General features: G+C 64.0%; 16 protein-coding genes and 1 pseudogene. 10 read left to right on the forward strand and 7 right to left on the reverse strand.

What is annotated here, in order from left to right; translation table 11 throughout:
* The first annotated feature begins 99 nt into the window (after positions 1-99).
* The 5 genes and pseudogenes from BMW49_RS10870 to BMW49_RS10890 all read left to right on the forward strand — a co-directional run bounded on the left by BMW49_RS10870 (position 100) and on the right by BMW49_RS10890 (position 5,851).
* A pseudogene (locus BMW49_RS10870) lies at positions 100-1,643 on the forward strand (ABC transporter substrate-binding protein).
* Positions 1,644-1,790: 147 nt separating this feature from the next.
* Positions 1,791-2,801 (forward strand): ABC transporter permease subunit, encoded by a 1,011-nt coding sequence (locus tag BMW49_RS10875; RefSeq protein ID WP_069517999.1) that lies wholly within the window; start codon positions 1,791-1,793, stop codon positions 2,799-2,801.
* Positions 2,802-2,921: 120 nt separating this feature from the next.
* Positions 2,922-3,824, forward strand: coding sequence for an ABC transporter permease subunit (locus BMW49_RS10880; RefSeq protein ID WP_069518001.1), 903 nt, complete (start codon positions 2,922-2,924; stop codon positions 3,822-3,824).
* A gap of 84 nt (positions 3,825-3,908) precedes the next feature.
* Positions 3,909-4,883, forward strand: a complete 975-nt coding sequence (locus tag BMW49_RS10885) for an ABC transporter ATP-binding protein (protein WP_069518003.1) — start codon at positions 3,909-3,911, stop codon at positions 4,881-4,883.
* The gene (locus tag BMW49_RS10890) at positions 4,883-5,851 is read left to right on the forward strand and encodes a peptide ABC transporter ATP-binding protein (RefSeq protein ID WP_069518005.1); all 969 of its coding nucleotides are present in this window, start codon (positions 4,883-4,885) and stop codon (positions 5,849-5,851) included. Before BMW49_RS10885 ends, BMW49_RS10890 begins: the two co-directional genes overlap by 1 nt.
* A 257-nt stretch (positions 5,852-6,108) precedes the next feature.
* On the opposite strand, the gene BMW49_RS10895 is transcribed toward BMW49_RS10890, so the two are convergent.
* Positions 6,109-8,640, reverse strand: a complete 2,532-nt coding sequence (locus tag BMW49_RS10895; RefSeq protein WP_069518007.1) for a PepSY domain-containing protein — start codon at positions 8,638-8,640, stop codon at positions 6,109-6,111.
* Between the two features lie 280 nt (positions 8,641-8,920).
* Between BMW49_RS10895 and BMW49_RS10900 the strand changes: the two genes are divergently transcribed.
* The 5 genes from BMW49_RS10900 (at position 8,921) to BMW49_RS10920 (ending at position 15,153) form a co-directional block, all read left to right on the forward strand.
* Positions 8,921-11,146, forward strand: a complete 2,226-nt coding sequence (locus BMW49_RS10900) for a TonB-dependent receptor domain-containing protein (RefSeq protein ID WP_069518009.1) — start codon at positions 8,921-8,923, stop codon at positions 11,144-11,146.
* Positions 11,147-11,302: 156 nt separating this feature from the next.
* The gene (locus BMW49_RS10905) at positions 11,303-11,905 is read left to right on the forward strand and encodes a PepSY-associated TM helix domain-containing protein (protein WP_069518011.1); all 603 of its coding nucleotides are present in this window, start codon (positions 11,303-11,305) and stop codon (positions 11,903-11,905) included.
* Positions 11,906-11,915: 10 nt separating this feature from the next.
* Positions 11,916-12,428, forward strand: coding sequence for a DUF2271 domain-containing protein (locus BMW49_RS10910; protein WP_069518013.1), 513 nt, complete (start codon positions 11,916-11,918; stop codon positions 12,426-12,428).
* Positions 12,429-12,437: 9 nt separating this feature from the next.
* Positions 12,438-13,313 (forward strand): DUF4198 domain-containing protein, encoded by an 876-nt coding sequence (locus BMW49_RS10915; protein ID WP_069518015.1) that lies wholly within the window; start codon positions 12,438-12,440, stop codon positions 13,311-13,313.
* A gap of 196 nt (positions 13,314-13,509) precedes the next feature.
* Positions 13,510-15,153, forward strand: a complete 1,644-nt coding sequence (locus BMW49_RS10920; RefSeq protein WP_139133811.1) for a sulfite reductase subunit alpha — start codon at positions 13,510-13,512, stop codon at positions 15,151-15,153.
* Between the two features lie 175 nt (positions 15,154-15,328).
* Here the strand turns inward: BMW49_RS10920 and BMW49_RS10925 are convergent, their stop codons facing one another.
* The 6 genes from BMW49_RS10925 to BMW49_RS10950 form a co-directional block, all read right to left on the reverse strand.
* Positions 15,329-16,492 (reverse strand): type III PLP-dependent enzyme, encoded by a 1,164-nt coding sequence (locus BMW49_RS10925; RefSeq protein ID WP_069518017.1) that lies wholly within the window; start codon positions 16,490-16,492, stop codon positions 15,329-15,331.
* A 396-nt stretch (positions 16,493-16,888) separates the two neighbouring features.
* Positions 16,889-17,167: a DUF2218 domain-containing protein gene (locus BMW49_RS10930; protein ID WP_069518019.1), complete on the reverse strand. Its 279-nt coding sequence runs from the start codon at positions 17,165-17,167 to the stop codon at positions 16,889-16,891.
* Positions 17,151-17,954, reverse strand: coding sequence for an ABC transporter ATP-binding protein (locus BMW49_RS10935; RefSeq protein WP_069518021.1), 804 nt, complete (start codon positions 17,952-17,954; stop codon positions 17,151-17,153). Before BMW49_RS10935 ends, BMW49_RS10930 begins: the two co-directional genes overlap by 17 nt.
* Positions 17,951-19,012, reverse strand: coding sequence for a FecCD family ABC transporter permease (locus BMW49_RS10940; protein ID WP_069518022.1), 1,062 nt, complete (start codon positions 19,010-19,012; stop codon positions 17,951-17,953). Before BMW49_RS10940 ends, BMW49_RS10935 begins: the two co-directional genes overlap by 4 nt.
* Positions 19,009-20,112, reverse strand: a complete 1,104-nt coding sequence (locus BMW49_RS10945) for an ABC transporter substrate-binding protein (protein WP_069518024.1) — start codon at positions 20,110-20,112, stop codon at positions 19,009-19,011. The genes BMW49_RS10940 and BMW49_RS10945 overlap by 4 nt, the downstream gene beginning before the upstream one ends.
* Entirely contained in the window at positions 20,112-22,067 is a 1,956-nt protein-coding gene (locus BMW49_RS10950) for a TonB-dependent receptor domain-containing protein (RefSeq protein WP_069518025.1), read from the reverse strand. Before BMW49_RS10950 ends, BMW49_RS10945 begins: the two co-directional genes overlap by 1 nt.
* Positions 22,068-22,072 lie beyond the last annotated feature (5 nt).

The raw sequence follows: 22,072 nt of genomic DNA on the forward strand, positions 1-22,072 counted from the left end.
TAATTTCGAGCTCGACCCGGTGGGCTATCCGCCTTCACCGCATTCCGAGCTCGCGCTGAACCCAGGCGCGAACAAAAAGAAAAAGAGGTTCGCATGCGCATGTCTCCCCTGTGCAAGGCCCTGCTCACCGCAGGCCTGCTCACCAGTGCTTCGTTCGCCCAGGCCAGTAACCTGGTGTATTGCTCCGAAGGCAGCCCGGGCGGTTTCGACCCCGGCCTGTACACCACCGGCACCGACTTCGATGCCTCGTCGGAAACCATGTTCAACCGCCTGGCCGAGTTCGAGCGCGGCGGTACCAAGGCGCAACCGTCGCTGGCCACCTCGTGGGATATCAGCGAAGACGGTCTGACCTACACCTTCCACCTGCGCGAAGGGGTCAAGTTTCACAGCACCGATTACTTCAAGCCGACCCGCGACTTCAATGCCGACGACGTACTGTTCACCTTCCAGCGCATGCTCGATCGCGACCACCCGTTCCGCAAGGCGTACCCCAGCGAGTTCCCGTACTTCACCGATATGGGCCTGGACCAGAACATCGCCAAGATCGAGAAGACCGACGACAAGACCGTGGTCTTTACCCTCAACGCCGTAGACGCCGCCTTCGTGCAGAACCTGGCGATGAGCTTCGCCGCCGTGCACTCGGCCGAATATGCCGACCAGTTGCTCAAGTCCGGCAAGGCATCGCAGATCAACCAGCAGCCAATCGGCACCGGCCCGTTTGTGTTCAGCCGCTACCAGAAGGACGCGGTGATCCGCTTCAAGGGCAACAAGGAATACTGGGCGCCCGAGCAGGTGAAGATCGATAACCTGATCTTCTCGATCAACACCGACACCTCAGTGCGCACCCAGAAACTGCGCGCCGGCGAATGTCACGTCACCCTCAACCCGCGCCCGGCCGACCTCCAGGGCCTGCAAGCGGACAAGAACCTCAGTGTGCCGACCGAGCCGGGCTACAACCTCGGCTACATCGCCTACAACATATGGCCGTGAACAAGTCAGCGATCATCGATGCCGTGTACCAGGGCGCCGGCCAACTGGCCGTCAACGGCATGCCGCCGACCCAGTGGTCCTATGACGAGTCGATCAAGGACGCGCCCTACAACCCGGAAAAAGCCAAGGAGCTGCTCAAGGCCGCCGGGGTGAAGGAAGGCACCGAGATCACCCTGTGGGCCATGCCTGTACAGCGCCCCTACAACCCCAACGCCCGGCTGATGGCTGAAATGCTGCAGAACGACTGGGCCAAGGTCGGTATAAAGGCACGCATCGTCAGCTACGAGTGGGGCGAGTACATCAAGCGCGCCCATGCCGGCGAGCACGACGCCATGCTGATCGGCTGGACCGGCGACAACGGTGACCCCGACAACTGGCTCGGCACCCTGTACGGCTGCGCCTCGGTAGACGGCAACAACTTCTCCAAATGGTGCGATGCCGAATACGACAAGCTGGTGGTCGCCGCCAAGCGCGTCACCGATCAGCAAGAGCGCAGCGAGCTATACAAGCAGGCTCAGGTGGTGCTCAAGCGTGAGGTGCCGATTACCCCGATCGCCCACTCCACCGTCTACCAGCCGATGCGCGCCAGCGTGAAAGGCTTCCAGATCAGCCCCTTCGGGCGCAACAGCTTCATCGGTGTGAGCAACGACTGATAGCTTTCGCGCACCGCCTTTAAACGGTGAACCCGGGCAAACGCCCGGGTCCCGCCGTGGTCGAACAGCTAACCTGCAACGTGGGCGGAGGAATCGCCAGAATTCCAGGCTGCTCGATACCGTTCTGATTAGGAGTTACCCACCCACATGCTGAGTTTCATTGCGCGCCGTCTGGGCTTGCTGATTCCCACCTTCTTCGGCATCACCCTGCTGACCTTCGCGCTCATTCGCATGATCCCCGGAGACCCGGTGGAGGTGATGATGGGTGAACGCCGGGTCGACCCGCAGATGCACGCCGAAGCCATGGAGCGCCTGGGCCTGAACAAGCCGTTGTACGCTCAGTACATCGACTACATCAGCCAGTTGGCCCGCGGTGATCTAGGCGAGTCGCTGCGTACCCGCACACCGGTGTGGGACGAGTTCACCACCCTGTTTCCCGCCACTCTGGAACTCACCCTCGCGGCTCTGCTGTTCGCTGGCAGCCTGGGGCTGATCGCCGGAGTGATTGCCGCGCTCAAGCGTGGCTCGCTATTCGATCATGGCGTGATGGGCATTTCCCTGGCCGGCTACTCCATGCCGATCTTCTGGTGGGGCCTGCTGCTGATCATGTGCTTCTCGGTATGGCTGGGCTGGACGCCGGTGTCCGGGCGTATCGACCTGCTCTACGACATCCCGCCAGTGACCGGTTTCATGCTCATCGACACCCTGCTCAGCGATGAGCAGGGTGCATTCGCCGACGCCCTGCACCACCTGATTCTGCCGGCCATCGTGCTCGGTACCATTCCGCTGGCAGTAATCGCCCGCATGACCCGCTCGGCAATGCTCGAAGTGCTGCGTGAGGACTATATCCGTACCGCGCGGGCCAAGGGCCTGTCGCCGGCGCGGGTGGTGTTCGTGCATGGTCTGCGCAACGCACTGATCCCGGTACTCACAGTGTTTGGCCTGCAGATCGGGGCGTTGCTCGCCGGTGCCGTGCTGACCGAAACCATTTTCTCCTGGCCGGGCATCGGCAAATGGCTGATCGAGTCGATTGGCGCGCGTGACTACCCGGTGGTGCAGAACGGCATCCTGCTGATCGCCTGCCTGGTGATCCTGGTCAACTTCGTGGTGGACATCCTGTATGGATTGGCTAATCCACGTATTCGCCATCAGAAATAAGGAAGGCGCCGTGCACGACTACACCGATTGCGTAGGGTGGATGACGCTTCACCCATCCACCCTCACGACACCCGACTGGTGGATGGAAAAAGCGTCATCCACCCTACAGGATGCACGTCCATGACCACCTCCACTCCGCTCGATCAAGCACTGCTCTACCCCTCGCCGCTGAAGGAATTCTGGAGCGCCTTCAGTCAGAACAAGGGCGCTGTCGCCGGTCTCGGCTTCATGATCCTGATGGTCTTCTGCGCCCTGTTCGCCCCCTGGATCGCGCCCTACTCACCCAGCGAGCAGTTCCGTGACGCCTTGCTGACCCCTCCAGCCTGGCTGGAGGGCGGCCAATGGCAGTTTCTGCTGGGCACTGATGAAGTCGGCCGCGACCTGCTCTCGCGGTTGATCCATGGCGCACGCCTGTCGCTGCTGATCGGCCTGGCCTCGGTGCTGCTGTCGCTGATTCCCGGCATTCTCCTGGGCCTGCTCGCGGGCTTCTTCCCGCACCTGCTCGGGCCATCAATCATGCGCCTGATGGACGTCATGCTGGCCCTGCCCTCATTGCTGCTGGCGGTGGCCATCGTCGCCATCCTCGGCCCAGGACTGATCAACACCATCTTCGCCATCGCCATCGTCTCGCTGCCGTCCTATGTACGCCTGACCCGCGCCGCGGTGATGGGCGAGCTGAACCGCGATTACGTCACCGCCGCGCGCCTGGCCGGTGCCAGCCTGCCGCGGCTGATGTTTATCACCGTGCTGCCTAACTGCATGGCACCGCTGATCGTGCAGGCCACCCTGAGTTTTTCTTCGGCGATTCTCGATGCCGCCGCCCTGGGTTTTCTCGGCCTCGGCGTGCAACCACCAATCCCCGAATGGGGCACCATGCTGGCCTCGGCGCGTGATTACATCGAACGCGCCTGGTGGGTCGTGACCCTGCCGGGGCTGGCCATTCTGCTCAGCGTGCTGGCGATCAACCTGATGGGCGACGGCCTGCGCGATGCGCTGGACCCGAAACTCAAGAACGCGACCTGAGGAGGCCTGCATGCACAACGTCAATTCGGTGCGCGCGGCGCACCCTACTCCAGTGCCGCAGCACCGCCACGCGGAGGCCCACCCATGAGCCTGCTGGATATTCGCAACCTCAGCGTACGCTTTGGCGACACCAATGCCATCCCGGTGGTCGACGGCCTCGACCTGAGTGTGCAAGCCGGCGAAGTGCTGGCGATTGTCGGTGAGTCCGGCTCCGGCAAATCGGTGACCATGATGGCGCTGATGGGCCTGATCGACGCCCCCGGCATCGTCACCGCCGACAGCCTGCAGTTCGACGGCACCGACATGCTGCGGCTCAAGGGCCGTCAGCGTCGGCATATCGTCGGCAAGGACCTGTCGATGGTCTTTCAGGACCCGATGACCGCGCTCAACCCCAGCTACACCGTGGGTTTCCAGATCGAGGAAGTGCTGCGCCAGCACCTCGGTCTCAAGGGTCAGGCCGCCCGCCAGCGCGCCCTGCAACTGCTCGAACGGGTGGAAATTCCCGCCGCCGCCAGCCGCCTGGATGCCTACCCGCACCAGCTTTCTGGCGGCATGAGCCAACGGGTGGCGATTGCCATGGCCATAGCGGCTGAACCGAAACTGCTGATCGCCGACGAGCCGACCACGGCCCTGGACGTGACCATTCAGGCGCAGATCATGGAGCTGCTGCTCGATCTGCAACGGGAACAGAACATGGGTCTGGTATTGATCACCCACGACCTGGCGGTAGTCGCCGAAACCGCCAACCGCGTCTGCGTGATGTACGCCGGCCAGGCGGTGGAGCTGGGCCAGGTACCGGCGCTGTTCGACGCACCGACCCATCCGTATAGCGAAGCGCTGATCAAGGCGATTCCCGAGCACAGCCTGGGTGCCACGCGCCTGTCGACCCTGCCCGGCATCGTGCCCGGACGCTACGACCGCCCGGCGGGCTGCCTGCTGTCGCCACGCTGCCCCTATGCCCAGGCCCATTGCCGTGACCAACGCCCCAGCCTGGATGCCCATGAGCGTGGCGCGGCGCGCTGCTTCTACCCGCTCAACCTGACTGCGGAGGTGGCCTGATGAGCGCCGTCCTGACTGCCCGAGACCTCACCCGCCACTACAGTTTGTCCCTCGGGCTGTTCAAGCCCGCTGCCACACTCCAGGCCCTCAATGGCGTGTCCTTCGACCTGGCAGCCGGCCGCACCCTGGCCGTGGTCGGCGAATCCGGCTGCGGTAAGTCCACCCTGGCCCGTGCCCTGACGCTGATCGAGGAGCCCAGCTCGGGCTCGCTGCAGATCGCCGGGCAAGAGGTGACGGGCGCCAACAAGGCGCAGCGCAAGCAGCTGCGCCGCGACGTGCAGATGGTCTTCCAGAACCCCTATGCCTCGCTCAACCCGCGGCAGAAGATCGGCGACCAGTTGGCCGAGCCTCTGCTGATCAACACCCGCCTGAGTGCGGCCGAACGGCGCGAGCGGGTGCAGGCGATGATGCAGCAGGTGGGCCTGCGCCCCGAGCATTACCAGCGCTACCCGCACATGTTCTCCGGCGGCCAGCGCCAGCGCGTCGCCCTGGCCCGGGCGATGATGCTGCAACCCAAGGTGCTGGTGGCAGACGAGCCGACCTCGGCGCTGGACGTATCGATCCAGGCCCAGGTGCTCAACCTGTTTATGGACCTGCAGGAGCAGTTCAACACTGGCTACGTGTTTATCTCGCACAACCTCTCGGTGGTGCGCCATGTCGCCGACGATGTGCTGGTGATGTACCTCGGCCGCCCGGCGGAAATGGGCCCCAGCGAGCTGATCTACAGCCGCCCGTTACACCCATACACCCAGGCGCTGCTGTCGGCGACGCCGACCATTCACCCCGACCCGAACAAACCGAAGATCAAACTCAGCGGTGAACTGCCCAACCCCCTGTCGCCGCCCAGCGGCTGCGCCTTCCATCAACGCTGCCCGCATGCCAGCGAACGCTGCACGCTGGAACGCCCGGCGCTGCGCCCGCTGGACGGGCGCCAAGTGGCCTGCCATCACGCCGAGGAATTGAGTTAAGACGTGACACGAATCAAGCCAGACGGCTTGGGAGCGACCGGGCGGCGCTGCGCTTTCGCCGCAACACTTGCAGCACACCTCCACGATCAATCGCGAATAAAGGCTTGTGTCACAACACAGGTCATATGTCGCTCTCTGTAGGAGCGAATTTATTCGCGATATATCTTGAAAGCGCTTCAGAAGTCGCGGCTAAAGCGGAACGCCGCCCGGCCCCTCCCACGACCTGGCGTTGACCGATATTTGATTCGTGTCGCTCACTAGTAAACATCCCGCCGATAGCGGCCGTCCTCGACCAACGTCTGCAGTGCCGTCTCGCCGAGCAGCTCGCGCAGCACGCCATCCACCTCAGCCGCCATGCCCTGTAGGCTGCCGCAGACATAGAGCGCCGCACCGGCCTGCAGCCAGCTGCGCAACTCATCGGCGGCCGCCCCCAGGCGCTGCTGCACGTACAGCCGCTCGGCCTGATCGCGGGAAAACGCCAGGTCCAGGCGCGCCAGGCTGCCATCGGCCAGGTAGCCTTGCAGCTCCTCCCGGCAGTAGAAATCATGGGCCGCGCTGCGCTCACCGAATAGCAGCCAATTACGCCCCTGGCCAGCCGCAACCCGCGCCCGCAGTAGGCTGCGCAAACCGGCCAAGCCCGTGCCGTTGCCGATCAGGATCAACGGGCGGTCATCCCTCGGCAGGTGGAAACCGCGGTTGTCTCGCAGCCGCGCCCGCAGTTGCTGGCCCAGCGGCGCATGGGCGGTCAGCCATCCCGAGCCGAGACCCAGACTGCCATCGGCCTGGTGCTGCTGACGCACAAGCAACTCCAGCACCCCATCGGCCGGCAGAGAGGCAATCGAATAATCGCGCCGCGGTAGCGGCGCCAGCGTCTGCAGCAGCGCCTGCGGAGCCAGGCCAAACAGTGCCTGGGTATCCTCCGGCAACACACGTTCGGCCAGTACCTCGCTCAACGGGCGCGCCTCACCGTCGTGACTCACCTGCTGCTCAGCCAGGCCAAGGCCCTGCATCCACTCATAAACCCGCGCCGGGGCCTGGCACACCTGCACCTCAAGAATGTCACCGGCCTGCCAGGTACAAGGCTGCAGTGGTTGCAGACCGACCAGGTAAGTGGGGGCGCCCAGGCTGCCGGGGTTCAGGCACTCGCGGCTGACCAGGCGCCAGGTTAATAGCGGCTCGACCGCTGCCTGCATCTGCACCCCGGTCAACGTGCCCAGTTGGCTGCGCCAGTGGTCCAGGGCCTGGGCATCACCGGCATCGACCTGCACCGGCTCGAACAGGGTCTGCGCGCCCTGTTGCTGCAACCAGCCGCGCACCCGCTCGGCGAAGCCGCAGAATTGCGGGTAATGCCGGTCACCCAGGGCCAACAGGGCGAAGCGCAGGTGATCGAGGCCCAGGGCCTGGCCCAACACGCGCCGCTCGAAGGCACGGGCGCTGTCCGGCGCCTCGCCATCGCCAAAGGTGCTCACCACGAACAGCGCCCGGCGCGCCTCGCGCAGCGTCTGCTCGCCCAGTTGGCTGAGCGACTGAACCTGCACCGGATGCCCGGCAGCCTGCAGGTGCGCCGCACTCTGCCAGGCCAGTTGTTCGGCAAAACCACTCTGGCTGGCGAAACCGATCAACCAGGCCTCACCGCCAGCAGCGCCACCCAACTCACCCTGGGCGGCACGGATGGCGCGCTTCTTACGCCGCCGATCGAGGTACAGCAGCCAGCCGGTCACGGCGAACAGCGGCATGGCCAGGCTCGCCAGCAACATCAGAATGCGCCCCGGCAAACCGAAGAACTCGCCCACATGCAGGGCGTAGACGCTGGCCAGCAACTGCGCGCCGAGCGGTTTTTCGCTGTAGCGCTCGACCCGGCTGACCACACCGCTGGCCGGGTCGAGACTGAGCTGATCAAGTGCACGCGGGTGCGCCGCGCCTTCGAGCAGGTAAAAAACCGTGGCTGGCTGGCCACCCAACGGCGGCAGGCGCAGGTTGTAGGTGTGCAGTTGCGGGCCTGCCGTATTGCGGATCGCAGCCCACACCGCGGCGTAATCCACCACCAACGCGGGCCCATCCTGGGGCTCGGCAGGCGGCCGACCACGCCCTGCACTGCGGCGCTCGCCCGCCTGGCCTGCCGGCGCATCGGTGAACAGACGCTGCACCCCTTCGCGGTACCACTCGTAAGACCAGAACAGCCCGGTCAGCGCGGCCAACAAATACAGCGCCAGGCACCAGGTCCCGGCTACCGCATGCAGGTCCCAGTTGAAGCTGCGGCCCTTGCGCGCCCAGTCCAGGGTCAGCCAGGCGCGCCAGCTAGCCGCCTGGCGTGGCCAGCGCAGGTACAGCCCGGACAGACAGAAGAACACCAGCATCAGCGTGCAGGCGGCGGTGATCTGCTTGCCGAACTCGCCCAGGGCGAGAAAACGATGCAGCTGCAGCATCAAATCGAAGAACCCCTGCCCGCGCAGCTCGGGCAGTTGCGCACCGCTGTAGGGGTCAACATAGCGCGACGCACCGCGGCGCTCCCCCGCGGGTGGAGTAAAGAACACGCGCGCCGGACGCTCGCCGGTGACATCCACCCATAAGCCTGCCATCTGGGCGCCACTGTCACGTTCGGCCCGCGCAACCAGTTCGCCCGGGGTCAGTACCGGCCCCGCCTGCTGCTGTATCACCTGCGGGTTGAGCAGCAACAGCAACTCATCGCGAAACGCATAGGCCGCGCCCGTTACCCCCATCAGGGCCAACACCAGGCCGCCGGTAATACCGAACAGCCAGTGCAGTTGAAACACGGTTTTCTTGAACACCTGACACCCACGACAGCGGCGAAGACAAGCGCGGAATATTAGACGAGAACCAGTTGCAAATGTATTGATTTCCCATGTCCTGAAAGAAGCAGACCCGTCCCTTACGCCGCCACTTACAAAATTTACACCTTCCTCCAGGCCTTGCCGGCTCTGGCTTTGCGCTCATTCACCGGGCACCGGAAGGAGCCGCCGGGAGAAACGAATTGAACCTTATTTGCAAGTCATTACCATTCGCTCGCTTTTTCATACCGATAATCGATTTGCTTCAGGAGCATTCACGATGTCTTCCCTGCCTGCCCGTACCGCCCTCGCCAGCGCCATTGCCCTCACCGGCGCTGTCAGCGTCCACGCCAACGAGCCCATCGCACTGCAAGATGTCGTGGTCAGCGCCGCGGGCTTCGAGCAGAAGGTGACCAACGCGCCGGCCAGTATCAGCGTGATCTCCCAGCAGGATCTACAGCAGAAACGCTATAACAACCTGGCTCAGGCACTGGGCGATGTGGAAGGGATTGATATCGGCCAAGGTACCGGCAAGACCGGCGGCCTGAACATCAGCATTCGCGGCATGCCGAGCCAGTACACCCTGATTCTGATCGATGGCCGTCGGCAAAACGCCGCAGGTAACGTCACCCCCAACGGCTTTGGCGAAACCTCCACCAGCTTTATGCCGCCACTGTCGGCAATCGAGCGTATCGAAGTAATCCGCGGCCCAATGTCCACACTGTATGGCTCCGACGCCATGGGCGGGGTGATCAACATCATCACCCGCAAGGTAGGCAAAGAGTGGACGGGATCCATTACCCAGGATTACACCTACCAGGAGAACCGAGAATTCGGTGACACCCGCAGCTCCAGCCTGTATGCCAGCGGCCCGTTGGTAGAAAACCTGGTGGGCCTTCAGCTCCGCGGCAGCCTGTTAAACCGAGAAGAGTCTGAGCTGAGCTATGGCAACGGCATCGACGTCAGCAAGCGCGGCCCGTCGCCGGTCGAAGGCCGTAACAACACCTTGGGCGCTCGTCTGACCCTGACTCCCAACGAAAACCACGATTTTGGTCTTGATGTAGAGCGCGGCCGGCAAACCTACAACAACGATGAGTGCCAACTCGGCACCCTGGACGGACAAAACAATAGCTGTACAGCGACCACCACAACCGCCAACGGCTATACCGACGAACAACGTTTCGAACGTGAACAAATCGCTCTGACGCATACCGCACGCTTGGGCTTTGGCACCCTGGACTCCAGCCTGATGCACAACACGACCGAAACCATTGGACGCACCATTCCGGGCACCATCGGTTTGCCGACGGCGGTCCCAGGCGCCATTGGTGGTGCTGATCGTGAACTGAAGACCACCAACCTGGTCTTCGATACCAAGCTGGCCGCACCCATCGGCGAATCCCACATCGGCACCATTGGTGCTCAGTGGTGGGATGCCGAGATGACCGACGGCATTGCCCAAACCGACTTCGAGCAGAAAACCTGGGCGGTCTTCGCCGAAGACGAGTGGCGCCTGCGTGACAATCTGGCCCTGACCCTGGGCGCCCGTTACGACGACCATGAAAGCTTTGGCGGGCATGTCAGCCCGCGCGCCTACCTGGTATGGAACACCACCGACTACTGGACGCTCAAGGGCGGCATCAGCCGGGGTTACCGCACGCCAGACCTGAACGACCTGCACAGCGGAGTCAATGGCGCCACCCGCCAGGGCCAGGTCATCACCATCGGCAACCCGAACCTAGAACCAGAGACCACCACCAATACCGAGTTCGGCATCTACTTCGACAATCTGGCGGGCTTCAATACCAACGCCACCTTGTTCCACAACAAGTTCAAAGACCGGATAGCCGAAGGTGATCCAGTCCAGATAAGCGGCCAGGCTGGTATTCCTGATGGCAGTTATGCCCAGCAGGTCAACATTGACGAAGCCATCACTCAGGGCCTCGAGCTGGCCGCTAGCTGGACCTTTATGCCCGCCTGGACACTCTCGGCGAACTACACCTACACCGACAGCGAACAGAAGAGCGGGGAAAACCAAGGACAGCCACTGACCAACACCCCCGAGCATTTGGCCAACGCCAAACTCAACTGGCAGACCAGCGACCGCCTCAATTTGTGGCTGAAAACCGAGTACCGTGGCGAGCGCGCGCGCTTCACTTCCTCCTACGAAAACCTGGCCAACACCAATGGCACCTACTCCACCAACCAGTCGATCTACGACAGCCTGGGCAAGAACACCAAAGCCTATACCCTGTTCCACCTGGGCGGTTCCTACCGAGCCACGGAAAATCTGACGCTCAACGCCACCATCTACAACCTGCTGGACAAGGACTTCGTCAAAGGCCGGGCCTACTCCACCTACACCGCCCCCAACGGTGCAGGGGTTGGTGGTGGTGTCGCCAACGGCACGGCATACGGCACCGACTACTCCCAGAGCACCCAGTCCACCACCGGGGTAATGGAAGAAGGCCGCCGCCTCTGGCTCTCTGCCAACCTGACGTTCTAAGTCACTCGCCGCCGCACGGTTCGCTGCGTCAGTCTCGGAGATTGGCGCAGCGAATCAAGGGCAGCACTAATGAGAACGTATAGTGTTGGTAAATATTTCCCGTCTTCTTCTGCCGCCTCCTAGAATCGCCGGCCTTTCCCCTCCGAGCGAACGGCAATGAAGGTCTCCCTCAGTTTCGGCACCCTGCGCCAATGGCACTGGATCAGTTCGGCCCTGTGCCTGGTCGGCATGCTGCTGTTCGCCATTACCGGCATCACTCTCAACCATGCCGCGCAGATCGAAGCCCGCCCCAGCGTCACGCTACACCAGGCGCAATTGCCCAAGCCGCTGCAGAACCAGCTCCTGGCGGTCGACCCGCTGCCCGAGAACCTGCCCGCTGCACTGCGCACCTGGCTGGAGGCTGAACTGGCCATCGACCTGGCCGGCCGCGAGGCCGAGTGGGAAGACGGCGAGCTGTACATCGGCCTGCCACGCCCGGGTGGCGATGCCTGGCTGAGCCTGGACCTGATCAGCGGCGAGCTGCTCTACGAATCCACCGAGCGTGGCTGGATCGCCTATTTCAACGACCTGCACAAAGGCCGCCACAGCGGCGTGGCCTGGTCCTGGTTTATCGATGTATTCGCCGGTGTCTGCGTGCTGTTCTGCCTCACCGGCCTGTTGCTGATGCAGCGCTACGCCAGCGGGCGCCCGACCACCTGGCCGGTACTCGGCTTGGGGTTACTGGTGCCGCTGCTGCTGGCGCTGCTGTTTATTCACTGACGAGGTGTTCATGCGTAAACCCCTGCTGTACGGCCTGGGCAGCCTGTTCGCGGCGCCCGCTCTGGCCGCTGAAATGAGCCTGAGCGTGGAAATCCCGCGCCTCGACGTCGCCGAATACCACCGCCCTTACGTAGCCATCTGGCTGGAAGGTAGCGGCCAGCAACACGTGGCCGACCTGGCGGTCTGGTACGACCTGAAACTGGCCGATGCCGAAGGCGAAAAGTGGCTCAAGGACCTGCGCCAGTGGTGGCGTCGCAGCGGCCGCAACCTGCAGATGCCGGTCGACGGTATCAGTGGCGCAACCCGCGCCGTGGGCACTTACGCGCTGCAACTGAACGACCAACAGGGACCACTCAAAACCCTGGCCGCTGGTGACTACCAACTGGTCGTGGAAGCCGCCCGCGAAGTCGGTGGCCGCGAACTCCTGCGCCTGCCGTTCAGTTGGCCGCCGCAGCAAAACCGTACGGAAAGCGTCCAGGGCCAGCACGAGCTGGGCGCCATCACACTCGAACTGAAACCCTGAGAAATCACCATGAAAATGACCTACAAATGGGCAGCCCTGACCCTGGCCCTGTGCCTGCCGCTCTCCGCCCAGGCCCACCGCGCCTGGATGCTGCCCTCGGCCACCGTACTCTCCGGTGACGAGCCCTGGATCAGCGTCGACGCCGCCGTGTCCAACGACCTGTTCTACTTCGAGCACTTCCCGCTGCGCATCGCCGGTATCGGTGCCCTGGACCAGGCCCCTGCCGGCGGCCCACCAGGTATGCGCCCACGCCCAGCCGCCGTTCTGCAGGTGCTCGCGCCCGATGGCAGCCAGCTGCAGCCGCGCAACGGCGCCATCGGCCGCTACCGCAGCACCTTCGATGTGCAGTTGCCGCTCAAGGGCACCTACAAACTGGCCATCGCCAACCAGGGCCTGTTCGCCCGCTACAGCGAAAATGGTGAGAACAAACGCTGGATGGGCAAGGCCGATGAACTGGCCAAGGCCATCCCGGCCGATGCCAAGGACCTGGTGGTGACCCAGAACGACAGCCGCATGGAAGTCTTCGTCACCTCCGGCGCGCCCAGCGAGACCGTGCTGAAGCCAACCGGCAAAGGCCTGGAACTCAAGCCCGTGACCCACCCCAACGACCTGTTCGCGGGTGAAGCGGCCACATTCATCTTTCTGCTGGACGGCAAACCGGCCGCCGATGTCGAGGTCAGCGTGATCCCCGGCGGTAACCGCTACCGCGATCAACTCGGCGAGATCAAGACGCGCAGCGACGCCAACGGCCACGTCAGCATCACCTGGCCGAGCCCTGGCATGTACTGGCTCGAAGCCGAGCTGAGCATCAGCGAGAACGTCGCCAAACCGGCCACTGAACGCCGCGCCAGCTACAGCGCGACGCTGGAAGTGCTGCCGCAGTAAAGCCTCCGCCGCCCAGCCCGACAGGCCTCTGTTGCGCTGGGCGGCGCCGTTTCCCCTCTGCCGAGAGTGCCTTGCCCTGATCACTCGCGCCCACCTGCGGCCGCTCTGGCTATTCGGCCTGCTGCTGGTCCAACCCGTCAGCGCCACAGCGGAACCTGCCGCAGCAACCCGCTTACTGACGGCCAGCCAGTTGGCGATGAGCGTTCGCCAGCAGCGACCCGATCTGCCTGTACGGCAGATTCAGCTGCCCGGCGACCCGCAGCAGCCGGCCCAGGTCAGCTTCGCCAATGGTCAGCAGGCGCTCGTGACACGCAGCAGCGGTGCCCTGCTGGGCGCGCCACAAGCCGGCAGTAACAGACGTCCGCTGACACCCATGACATGGGCTCTGCTGCTGAGCCTGTTGTACCTGATCGGATGCCTGGGCATCGCCTGGCGCTGGCGTCGCCGGCATCCGCAGAGCAACGCGCCCAGCCCGTTACTTATCAGCTACGCCAGCCAGAGTGGCCAGGCCGAGCGTCTGGCCCGCGAGGCCGCCAGCTACCTGCAGGTCCACGGCCAGCCCGCGCGCCTGTTATCGCTGGACCAGGTCGATGCACAGGTGTTGGATGACAGCCGTCAGGCATTGCTGGTACTCAGCACCTATGGCGACGGCGAAGCACCGGACAACGCCGCCCGCTTCGCCCGCCAGTTGCTCGGCCGTAATGTCGCGCTCAGCCACCTGGATGTGGGCGTGCTCGGCCTGGGTGACCGGCATTACCCGCACTTCTGTCGGTTCGCCCAACAGGTCGAACAGTGGCTGCGGCACAACGGCGCGCAGCCGCTGTTCACCCCGCTATGGGCCGACCAGCTAGACCCCGCCACCCTGCAACAATGGTCCCAACAGTTGGCAAAGCTGGCCGGCGACAAGCAGGTGCCGCCAACTGACGCGCCGCTGCGGCCGGTCCATCTGGCCGAACGGCAGTTGCTCAACCCAGGCAGCCCAGGTGCGCCGGCCTATCGCATCGAACTGCAGGCCGATGCGCTACCGAGCTGGCAGGCGGGCGATGTGCTGGAACTGCGCCCCCAGGTACCCACCGCCCAGGTCGCTGCGGGCCTGCAGCAACTAGGTCTGGCGCCAGACACGCTGGTCGAAGGCCTAGCGCTGGCCGAACAGTTGGCGCACCGCCAGCTACCCACAGATGCTGGCGCCTGGCAGGCCCTGCGGGGCCTCGATGCCGACGCCTTGCTCGCACACTTGCCGCCGCTACCCCTGCGCACCTATTCCCTGGCGTCGCTGCCCGCCAGCGGCAGGCTCGAACTGCTGGTGCGCCTGGTGACCCTGGCCGATGGCCAACCGGGCCTGGGCTCCGGCTGGCTGTGCCAGCACGCCCCGCTGGGCGCCGCCATGCAGGTGCGGCTGCGCGCCAACCCGGCGTTTCACCACCCGCCGACAGCCACTCCGCTGATTCTGATCGGTGCCGGCACCGGCCTGGCCGGCCTGCTCGCTCACCTGCGTACACGCCAACCCGGCGCGGCAGACACATGGCTGCTATTCGGCGAACGCAGCCCAGAGCATGACCGCTGGTACAGCGACGCGCTGCAGCAAGCGCTACAGGATGGTCGACTGCAGCACCTGGACTGTGCCTTCACCCGCGCCGAACCGGCGCAGTACGTGCAAGACCTGCTCAGCCTGCACAGCGAGCGCCTGCGCGCCTGGCTCGCACGCGGCGCGGCACTCTATGTCTGCGGTCGCCTGGAAGGCATGGGCCAGGGTGTCGAACAACGCCTCATCGACCTGCTCGGCGCCAGCACCGTCGACGACCTGCGCACCAGCGGCCGCTACCGCCGTGACCTGTACTGAGCCCACAAAACCCACACACAGCAAAACGCCGCGACAATGCGCGGCGTTTTCCTAAAGCGATAGCGTAGTTGCTGCTGCAGCGTCGATCTGAACGGTGTAGGAGCGAATTTATTCGCGATCATGCTGCGAACTTCGCCCCTACAACGTATTCAACCCGCCCCCTCCAGCAGAAGCCTTATAGAAAGAACGACTTCAGCGGCGGAAAGCCGTTGAACTCAACAGCGCTGTAGCTGGTGGTGTAGGCACCGGTGGAGAACCAGTACAGACGATCACCGCTGGCCAGGTTCAGCGGCAGGCCGTACTTGTAGTGCTCGTACATGATGTCGGCGCTATCGCAGGTCGGGCCGGCGATCACCACTTCCTCCATCTCGCCCTTCTTCTCGGTCCAGATGGGGAACTTGATGGCTTCGTCCATGGTTTCGATCAGGCCGCTGAACTTGCCCACATCGGTGTACACCCAGCGCTCCACGGCGGTACGCGATTTGCGCGCGACCAGCACCACTTCACTGACCAGCACACCGGCGTTGGAGATCAGCGAGCGGCCCGGCTCCAGAATGATTTCCGGCAGCTCGTCGCCGAAGTCATCCTTGAGGAAGCGGATGATTTCTTCAGCGTAGGTTTCCAGGCTGTTGGTGCGGGTGATGTAGTTGGCTGGGAAGCCGCCGCCCATGTTGATCATCTGCAGGACGATGCCGTCTTCTTCCTTCAGCCGCTCGAAGATCACCTTGACCTTGGCCACGGCGGCGTCCCATACGTCGATGTCACGCTGCTGCGAGCCGACGTGGAAGGAAATCCCGTAAGGCACCAGGCCCAGTTGCTTGGCCAGAATCAGCAGGTCCATGGCCATGTCGGTCTGGCAACCGAACTTGCGCGACAGCGGCCAGTCAGCCGAGGTCGAGCCTTCAGTAAGGATGCGCACGTAGATCTTCGAACCCGGCGCGGCCTTGGCGATATTGCGCAGGTCGGCTTCGGAGTCGGTGGCGAACAGGCGCACGCCCTTCTCGTAGAAGTAGCGCACATCGCGGGCTTTCTTGATGGTGTTGCCGTAGCTGATGCGCTCCGGGCCAACGCCGCAGCCCATCACCTTGTCCAGCTCGTAGATCGAGGCGATGTCGAAGCTCGAACCCTTGTCCTTGAGCAGGTTGATGATTTCCACCGCTGGGTTGGCCTTGACCGCGTAATAGATCTTGGCGAATTCGAAACCGGCGCGCAGGTCATCGTAGGCTTTGCTGATGATGTTGGTGTCGATCACCACGAACGGGGTTTCGTGCTGATCGGCGAAGGCCTTCATCTTCTGAAAAGTGGCGGGTGCGTAATAATCTTCGACCTTGATCGACATGCTTGGACTCCAATGGCAAAACCAGAAACACATGAATTCGGGCAGCAAAACCTGCGACAGGTTCAACGGCCCAACGGGGGTGTCCGCAACTAACGCTGCCGACATGAACGCCTGATCAGTTTCCCCACTTTGGTTCGCCTACTTCCCAAGGCATGTCGCCGAGTACCGCAAGGGTCTCTCGTCGTCAGTACTTGAGCCGGATGGATCGTTGCCAGCATGGACGTTCGGCCGCGGACTTTAAGACCATGCGCCCCTCAGATCAACCGGAAATTACCCCTATTTTCAACAGTGCCACGCAACGTTCCGGATATCGCACAAAACGCGCTGGAATGCTGAACGCACGCGGGGTACAGCCTGTTCGGCCGGGCATTTCCTGCAGCCTAACCCGGACGTGTTTCATTGCCATTGCAATACAAGGTTGTCCACCTGCGCAAAACCTTGCAAATGCCGCCGCACGACCTCCTGCAGCTCTGCCATTTCGTGCGCACTCGGCGCCGTACAGGTCAGGTATAGAGCGTCATCATCAGCCTGCAGCACGCACTCGCCGATAGAAAACAGCAGGCGCCCTTCCTTCTCACTGCAGTGCACCTCGACCTTGTGGGCGAAATGCGTGCACAGGCGGCGCAGCAAGCGCGGCGCCTGCTGGCTAGGGAACTGGCTATAACTGCTCAGCATGAACGATGCGCTCCGAAATCAGTGGATGGTCCGCCAAGACCAGAGGAAAACCCTGCGAACACTGCTCGATCCGCGCCTCGATGGCGTAAGCGTGGCGCAGCCAGGCGGCATCCAGCACCTCGCCTGGAGCACCGAAGCGATAATCACCATTCGGCGCCAAAAGCAGCACGCGGTCGCAGAAACGCAGTGCCAGGTTGAGGTCGTGACAGGCCAGCAGGGCAATCGCGCCAGCATCGCGGCAGCGCGCGGCGACGCACGCCAGTACGCGCAATTGCCAGTGCAGGTCGAGGGCGCTGGTGGGCTCGTCGAGCAACAGCAAGTGCGGTTCGCCGACCAATGCCTGAGCCAGGCCGACCAACTGGCGCTGTCCGCCGGACAAGCGATCCATGCGCTGCAGGGCCAGGGGCTCAATGCCCAGTTGTTTGACGATGGCCGTGACACGCGCGGCCAACGCGTCGCTGCCCAGGTGCGCGCAGCGTGCACGCGCAGCCGCTTGCAGCGCTTCATAGGCGAGTAGCGACGTGGCCTGTGGCAGTTGCTGCGGCAGGTAGGCCACCCGTGCCTGCTGACGCCAGGGCGGCACGCCGCTCAGCGTCGCACCGGCCAATGCCGCCTGTCCCTGACAGGGCTGCAGGCCGGCGAGGGCGCGCAGCAGCGAAGACTTGCCAACACCATTGGGACCGAGCACAGCGACCAGGCTGCCGGCCTGGATAGACGGCAGACTCAGTGCATGCAGCACCCTGCGATCGCCGTAGGCCAGACCGAGACCCTCGATATGCAGGCTCATGCGCTACGCCCCCGCGCCAGGATCAGTACGATAAACAGCGGCACGCCAACCACCGCAGTGACCAACCCCACCGGCAGGATCACCCCCGGCAACAGCGCCCGACTGGCCAGCGAGGCCAACGACAACAGCAAGGCGCCGGCCAGAGCACTGCCGGGCAAGTAGAAGCGGTGGTCCTCGCCCAGCAGCAGGCGCGCCACATGGGGGCCGACCAGGCCGATAAAGCCCACCTCGCCGACGAAGGCCGTGGCCACCCCGGTCAGCAGGCTGACCCGCAGCAGCACGGCCGTACGCAGCCAGCCGACGCGAATCCCCAGGCTGCGCGCCTGCTCCTCACCGCCGCGCAGGCTGGTCAGCGCCCAGGCCTGACGCAGCGCCAGCACCAGGCACAGGCCAAACACCAGGGTGACCAGCGCCACCCGCTGCAGGTCGGCGCGGGCCAGGCTGCCCAGGGTCCAGAAGACGATCTGCTGCAGCGCATCGGCATCAGCGAGAAACTGCAGCAAACCGACCAGGGCATTGAGGCCAAACAGCAAGGCGATACCGAACAGCACCAGGGTATGCAGTGCCTCGCCGAGCAGCCGCGCCACCAGCAGCAAGAGCAGACAGGAGAGAAAGGCGCAGGCGAACGCCGCCAGCGGCAACAGCAGATCGGCGCCCAGGCCGCCCAGGTTTGGCCGCAGCAGAATCACCAGCGCCGCGCCGAGGGTGGCCGCCGCGCCGACACCGAGGGTGAAGGGGCTGGCCAGCGGGTTGTTCAGCGCTGTCTGCATTTCCGCGCCGGCCAGGCCCAGGCTGGCGCCCACCACCAGGGCCATCAGCGCATAAGGCACGCGCAGCTCCAGGATGATCACCGCCTGCGCCGCATCCAGGCGGCCTGGCTGCAGCAGGCCGCGCGCCACATCCCACCAGCCCAGCCCAGCCGGGCCCGTCGCCAGGTCGCTGATAAAACTGGCCAGCACCAGCGCCGTCAGCACGCCCAGGCACAGCCAGCGGCTCAGCAAGGTGCGCCGATAAGCCCGCTGCAGGCTGTTAGCCCCCGGCATCATCTGCTCGTTCATAGGCTGATCCAGTACTGACCGTCCAACGCCACCGGCTGGAACTCGGCGTAGAAGGCTGCCAGCGTCTGCTGCGGGTCGAGGTCGGCGAAGGCTTCGGGATGTAGCCATTTGGCGAACACCTGCACCGCGACCACGTTGAACGGGCTGTTGTAGAAGCCATGCCAGATGGCATGCGCCCTGCCCTCACGCACCGCAGCCAGGTGCTGCAGGCCACCGCGACTCAGCAGCCGCGCCAGCGAAGCACGCGCCGGCTCACCCGCCACACCTGGGCCGAGGGCGATATAGGGCGCGCCTTCGGCGAGACTGTCGGCCGAGCCCACGGCGCTGGCGATATACAGCTGCGGCGGCTGGCTGAGCAGCAGCTCCAGGCTCAGGGTACCGGCATGTCCAGGCAGCAGCGCACGGGCGATGTTCTCGCCGCCGGCTTCAACCAGCAGGTCGGCGAGCATGCCGCGCGCCATGCTCTCGCAGCAGCCATCGCCGAGACCGGCCCGACTGTGCAGAAATACCCGCGGTCCGGCGCCCTGCGGCAGGCGCTGACGCACCGCCGCCAGTGCCTCGGCATGGGCGCTATTGAAGGCCTCGGCGCGTGCCTGGCGGCCCAGCGCACGGCCGAGCAACGTCATGCTACGCGGGGTATTGAGTAACGGCTGCTCGCGGAAATCGACAAACAGCACCGCCACACCGGCACGCTGCAACTGCTCGACCATGCGCCCCTGGGTGCTGCCCGGGCCATGCCCGGAGAGGCTGAAGATGGCCAGGTCCGGCCGCAGTGTCAGCACCTGCTCCAGGCTAAAACTATCGGCCGAACCCTGGCCAATGCGCGGCACCGCAGCCAGCGCGGGAAACGCCTGCTGGTACTGCCGCGCGCTGCCTGGGTCGACCAGCGCCAGGTCAGCCGGCATGCCGACCAGGCGCTGCAACAGCTGCTCGCCTTCGAGAACCGCCAGCACCGGCAACAACCGGCCTTCGCCGAGGACGATCCGTTCAACCCGCTCAGGCACCTGCACCTGGCGTCCAGCCAAGTCGGTCAGCACCTGCGCCTGCAACGGGGTCAGCACCGCCAACCCCAACACAACCGCCATGATCAGCCGGCGCATCAGATACGCCACGCCACACCCAGGCGCAGTTCGCGACCCGGCTCGTAGGAACCGCGCACGATGTTGTAGCCGGGGATATGAGTAAAGTCCTCGTTGCTGGCATGATCCAGGTACTGCTTGTCCAGCAGGTTCTTCAGCGTCAGGGTGAAGGTCAGTTGCTCAGGCAGCGCCTGCCATTCGGCATACAGGTCATGCACCCCATAGCCAGGCTTGGAGACATCGCCATCCACCGTATGCAATGTGTCAATGCCGCGTACGAACCGCCCCTGCCAACCGAGGGTCAGGTTATCGCTGGCACGATAATCGGCGAAGGTCGTCCAGGTATTGCCCAGGCTAGTGCCCAGGCCATTGTGTTCGTAGGCATTGAGCCGCTGACCATCCAGGCGAGCGAGGTTGCGGTGCAAGCTCAGACCCAGACTGAGCTGCTGCCAGTGATAGGCAGTACTGAGCAGCACACCCTTGATCTTCAGGTCGCCGAGGTTGCGGTACAGGTTGGCCATATCCGGCGTGTAGGAAATGGCATCGCGGATATGGGTAATGTATCCCTTGGCCATGAACTCCAAGCCACCGTTGCGGTAGTCGAAACCGACTTCCTCGGTTCGCGCCTTCTCCGCCTTCAGGCTCGGATCGTTGCCAGCAACGTCGAGTTTGAAGGCATCACGCACCTGCGGGCCGCGTAGTGCCTGGGAGTGTCCAGCGAACACCGCCAGTTCGGGTGTGAGCTGATAACGCAGGCTCAGGTTGGGGCTGAGGCCATCTTCCTTGAACGTCTGACTGTCGCGGTCGTCCAGCTCGTAGCGGTCATAGCGCAGACCCGCATTGAGCAACAACTGCGAGGTGATCTGGTAGGCGTCCTGCACATAGAAGCCAAGCACTTCACCGTTCTCACTGTCGCGCTCGCGGTCACCTTCCGGGCCGAGGGTCGTGCGGTCGTCGCGGTAGTCGACGCCGTAGGTCAGCTTGTGCGAGGTAAAATGGCTGGTGTTGCGCAGATCGAAACCGTTGCTGCGGGTATCACCGAAGTACAGGCCGAAGCGGCCGTCCTGCTGCAACTCGTTGGTGGTGTGGTAGGTGGTCAGTTCGAGATCGAACAAGTCGTTGTTCATCGGCTGCCAGGCGTAGTTAAGCGTCCAGGTCTCACGCTCGGTCTGTAAGGGGTACGCCGCGTTGCGCGGCAGCGAAACCATCCACTGCGGACGTTGTGGGCGCTCGCCTTCATCAAGGCGGCGCTCGTAGCTCAGGCGCAGTGTCTGCGCGTCGTCGAGCTTGCCGACCAGCTTGGCGTAGCCGAGCTTCTGCCGTGCGCCCGTGCCGAGCACATCGTCGTTGTTGGCGTCCTCGTAATCGTTCTGATCCTGGTAGCTGGTCATCGCCAGCGCTGACCAGTTTTCGTTGAAACGGCCGAATAGGCTGGCGCTGCTCTTGTAGCCCTCGCCATTGCTGAAATAGCCACTCTTGAGCAGGGCACCGACGGACTCACCTTCACGCAGCAGGTCGTCCGGATCCTTGGTGACGAAGCGGATCGCACCGCCCAGCGCGCCCGGCCCGGCGGTGGCATCCCCCGTGCCGGCCTGCACCTCGGCTCGCTTGAGCAGTTCAGGCTCGATACTGATGCGTCCGGTGTGGTGGAAGGTCTGCCCCGGCTGGCTGGCGCCGTCGATGGTGATATTCAGCAGGGTGTCTTCCAGACCGCGCAGGTAGAGCTTTTGCGCCACGCTGGAACCGCCAGCTACCGATACCTCTGGATTGGACTCGAAGACTTCCTGCAAATCGCTGGCCTGATAGCGCTGCAACTGCTCGGCCTCGACACTCTCGTTACGGTCGGCAGCGACGCCGGTAATCTGCTGCGCCTGCAGTTCAACTGCCGGCTCGGCACTCTGGGCTGACAGTGCACCGAACAGGCTGGTGCAGGTGATGGCGCCCAATAGGCTCAGGCGGTAAGGGCAATGCGGCATGATGG

The organism is Pseudomonas cuatrocienegasensis, assembly GCF_900110925.1.
In the GTDB taxonomy this organism is placed as follows: Bacteria; Pseudomonadota; Gammaproteobacteria; order Pseudomonadales; family Pseudomonadaceae; genus Aquipseudomonas; species Aquipseudomonas cuatrocienegasensis.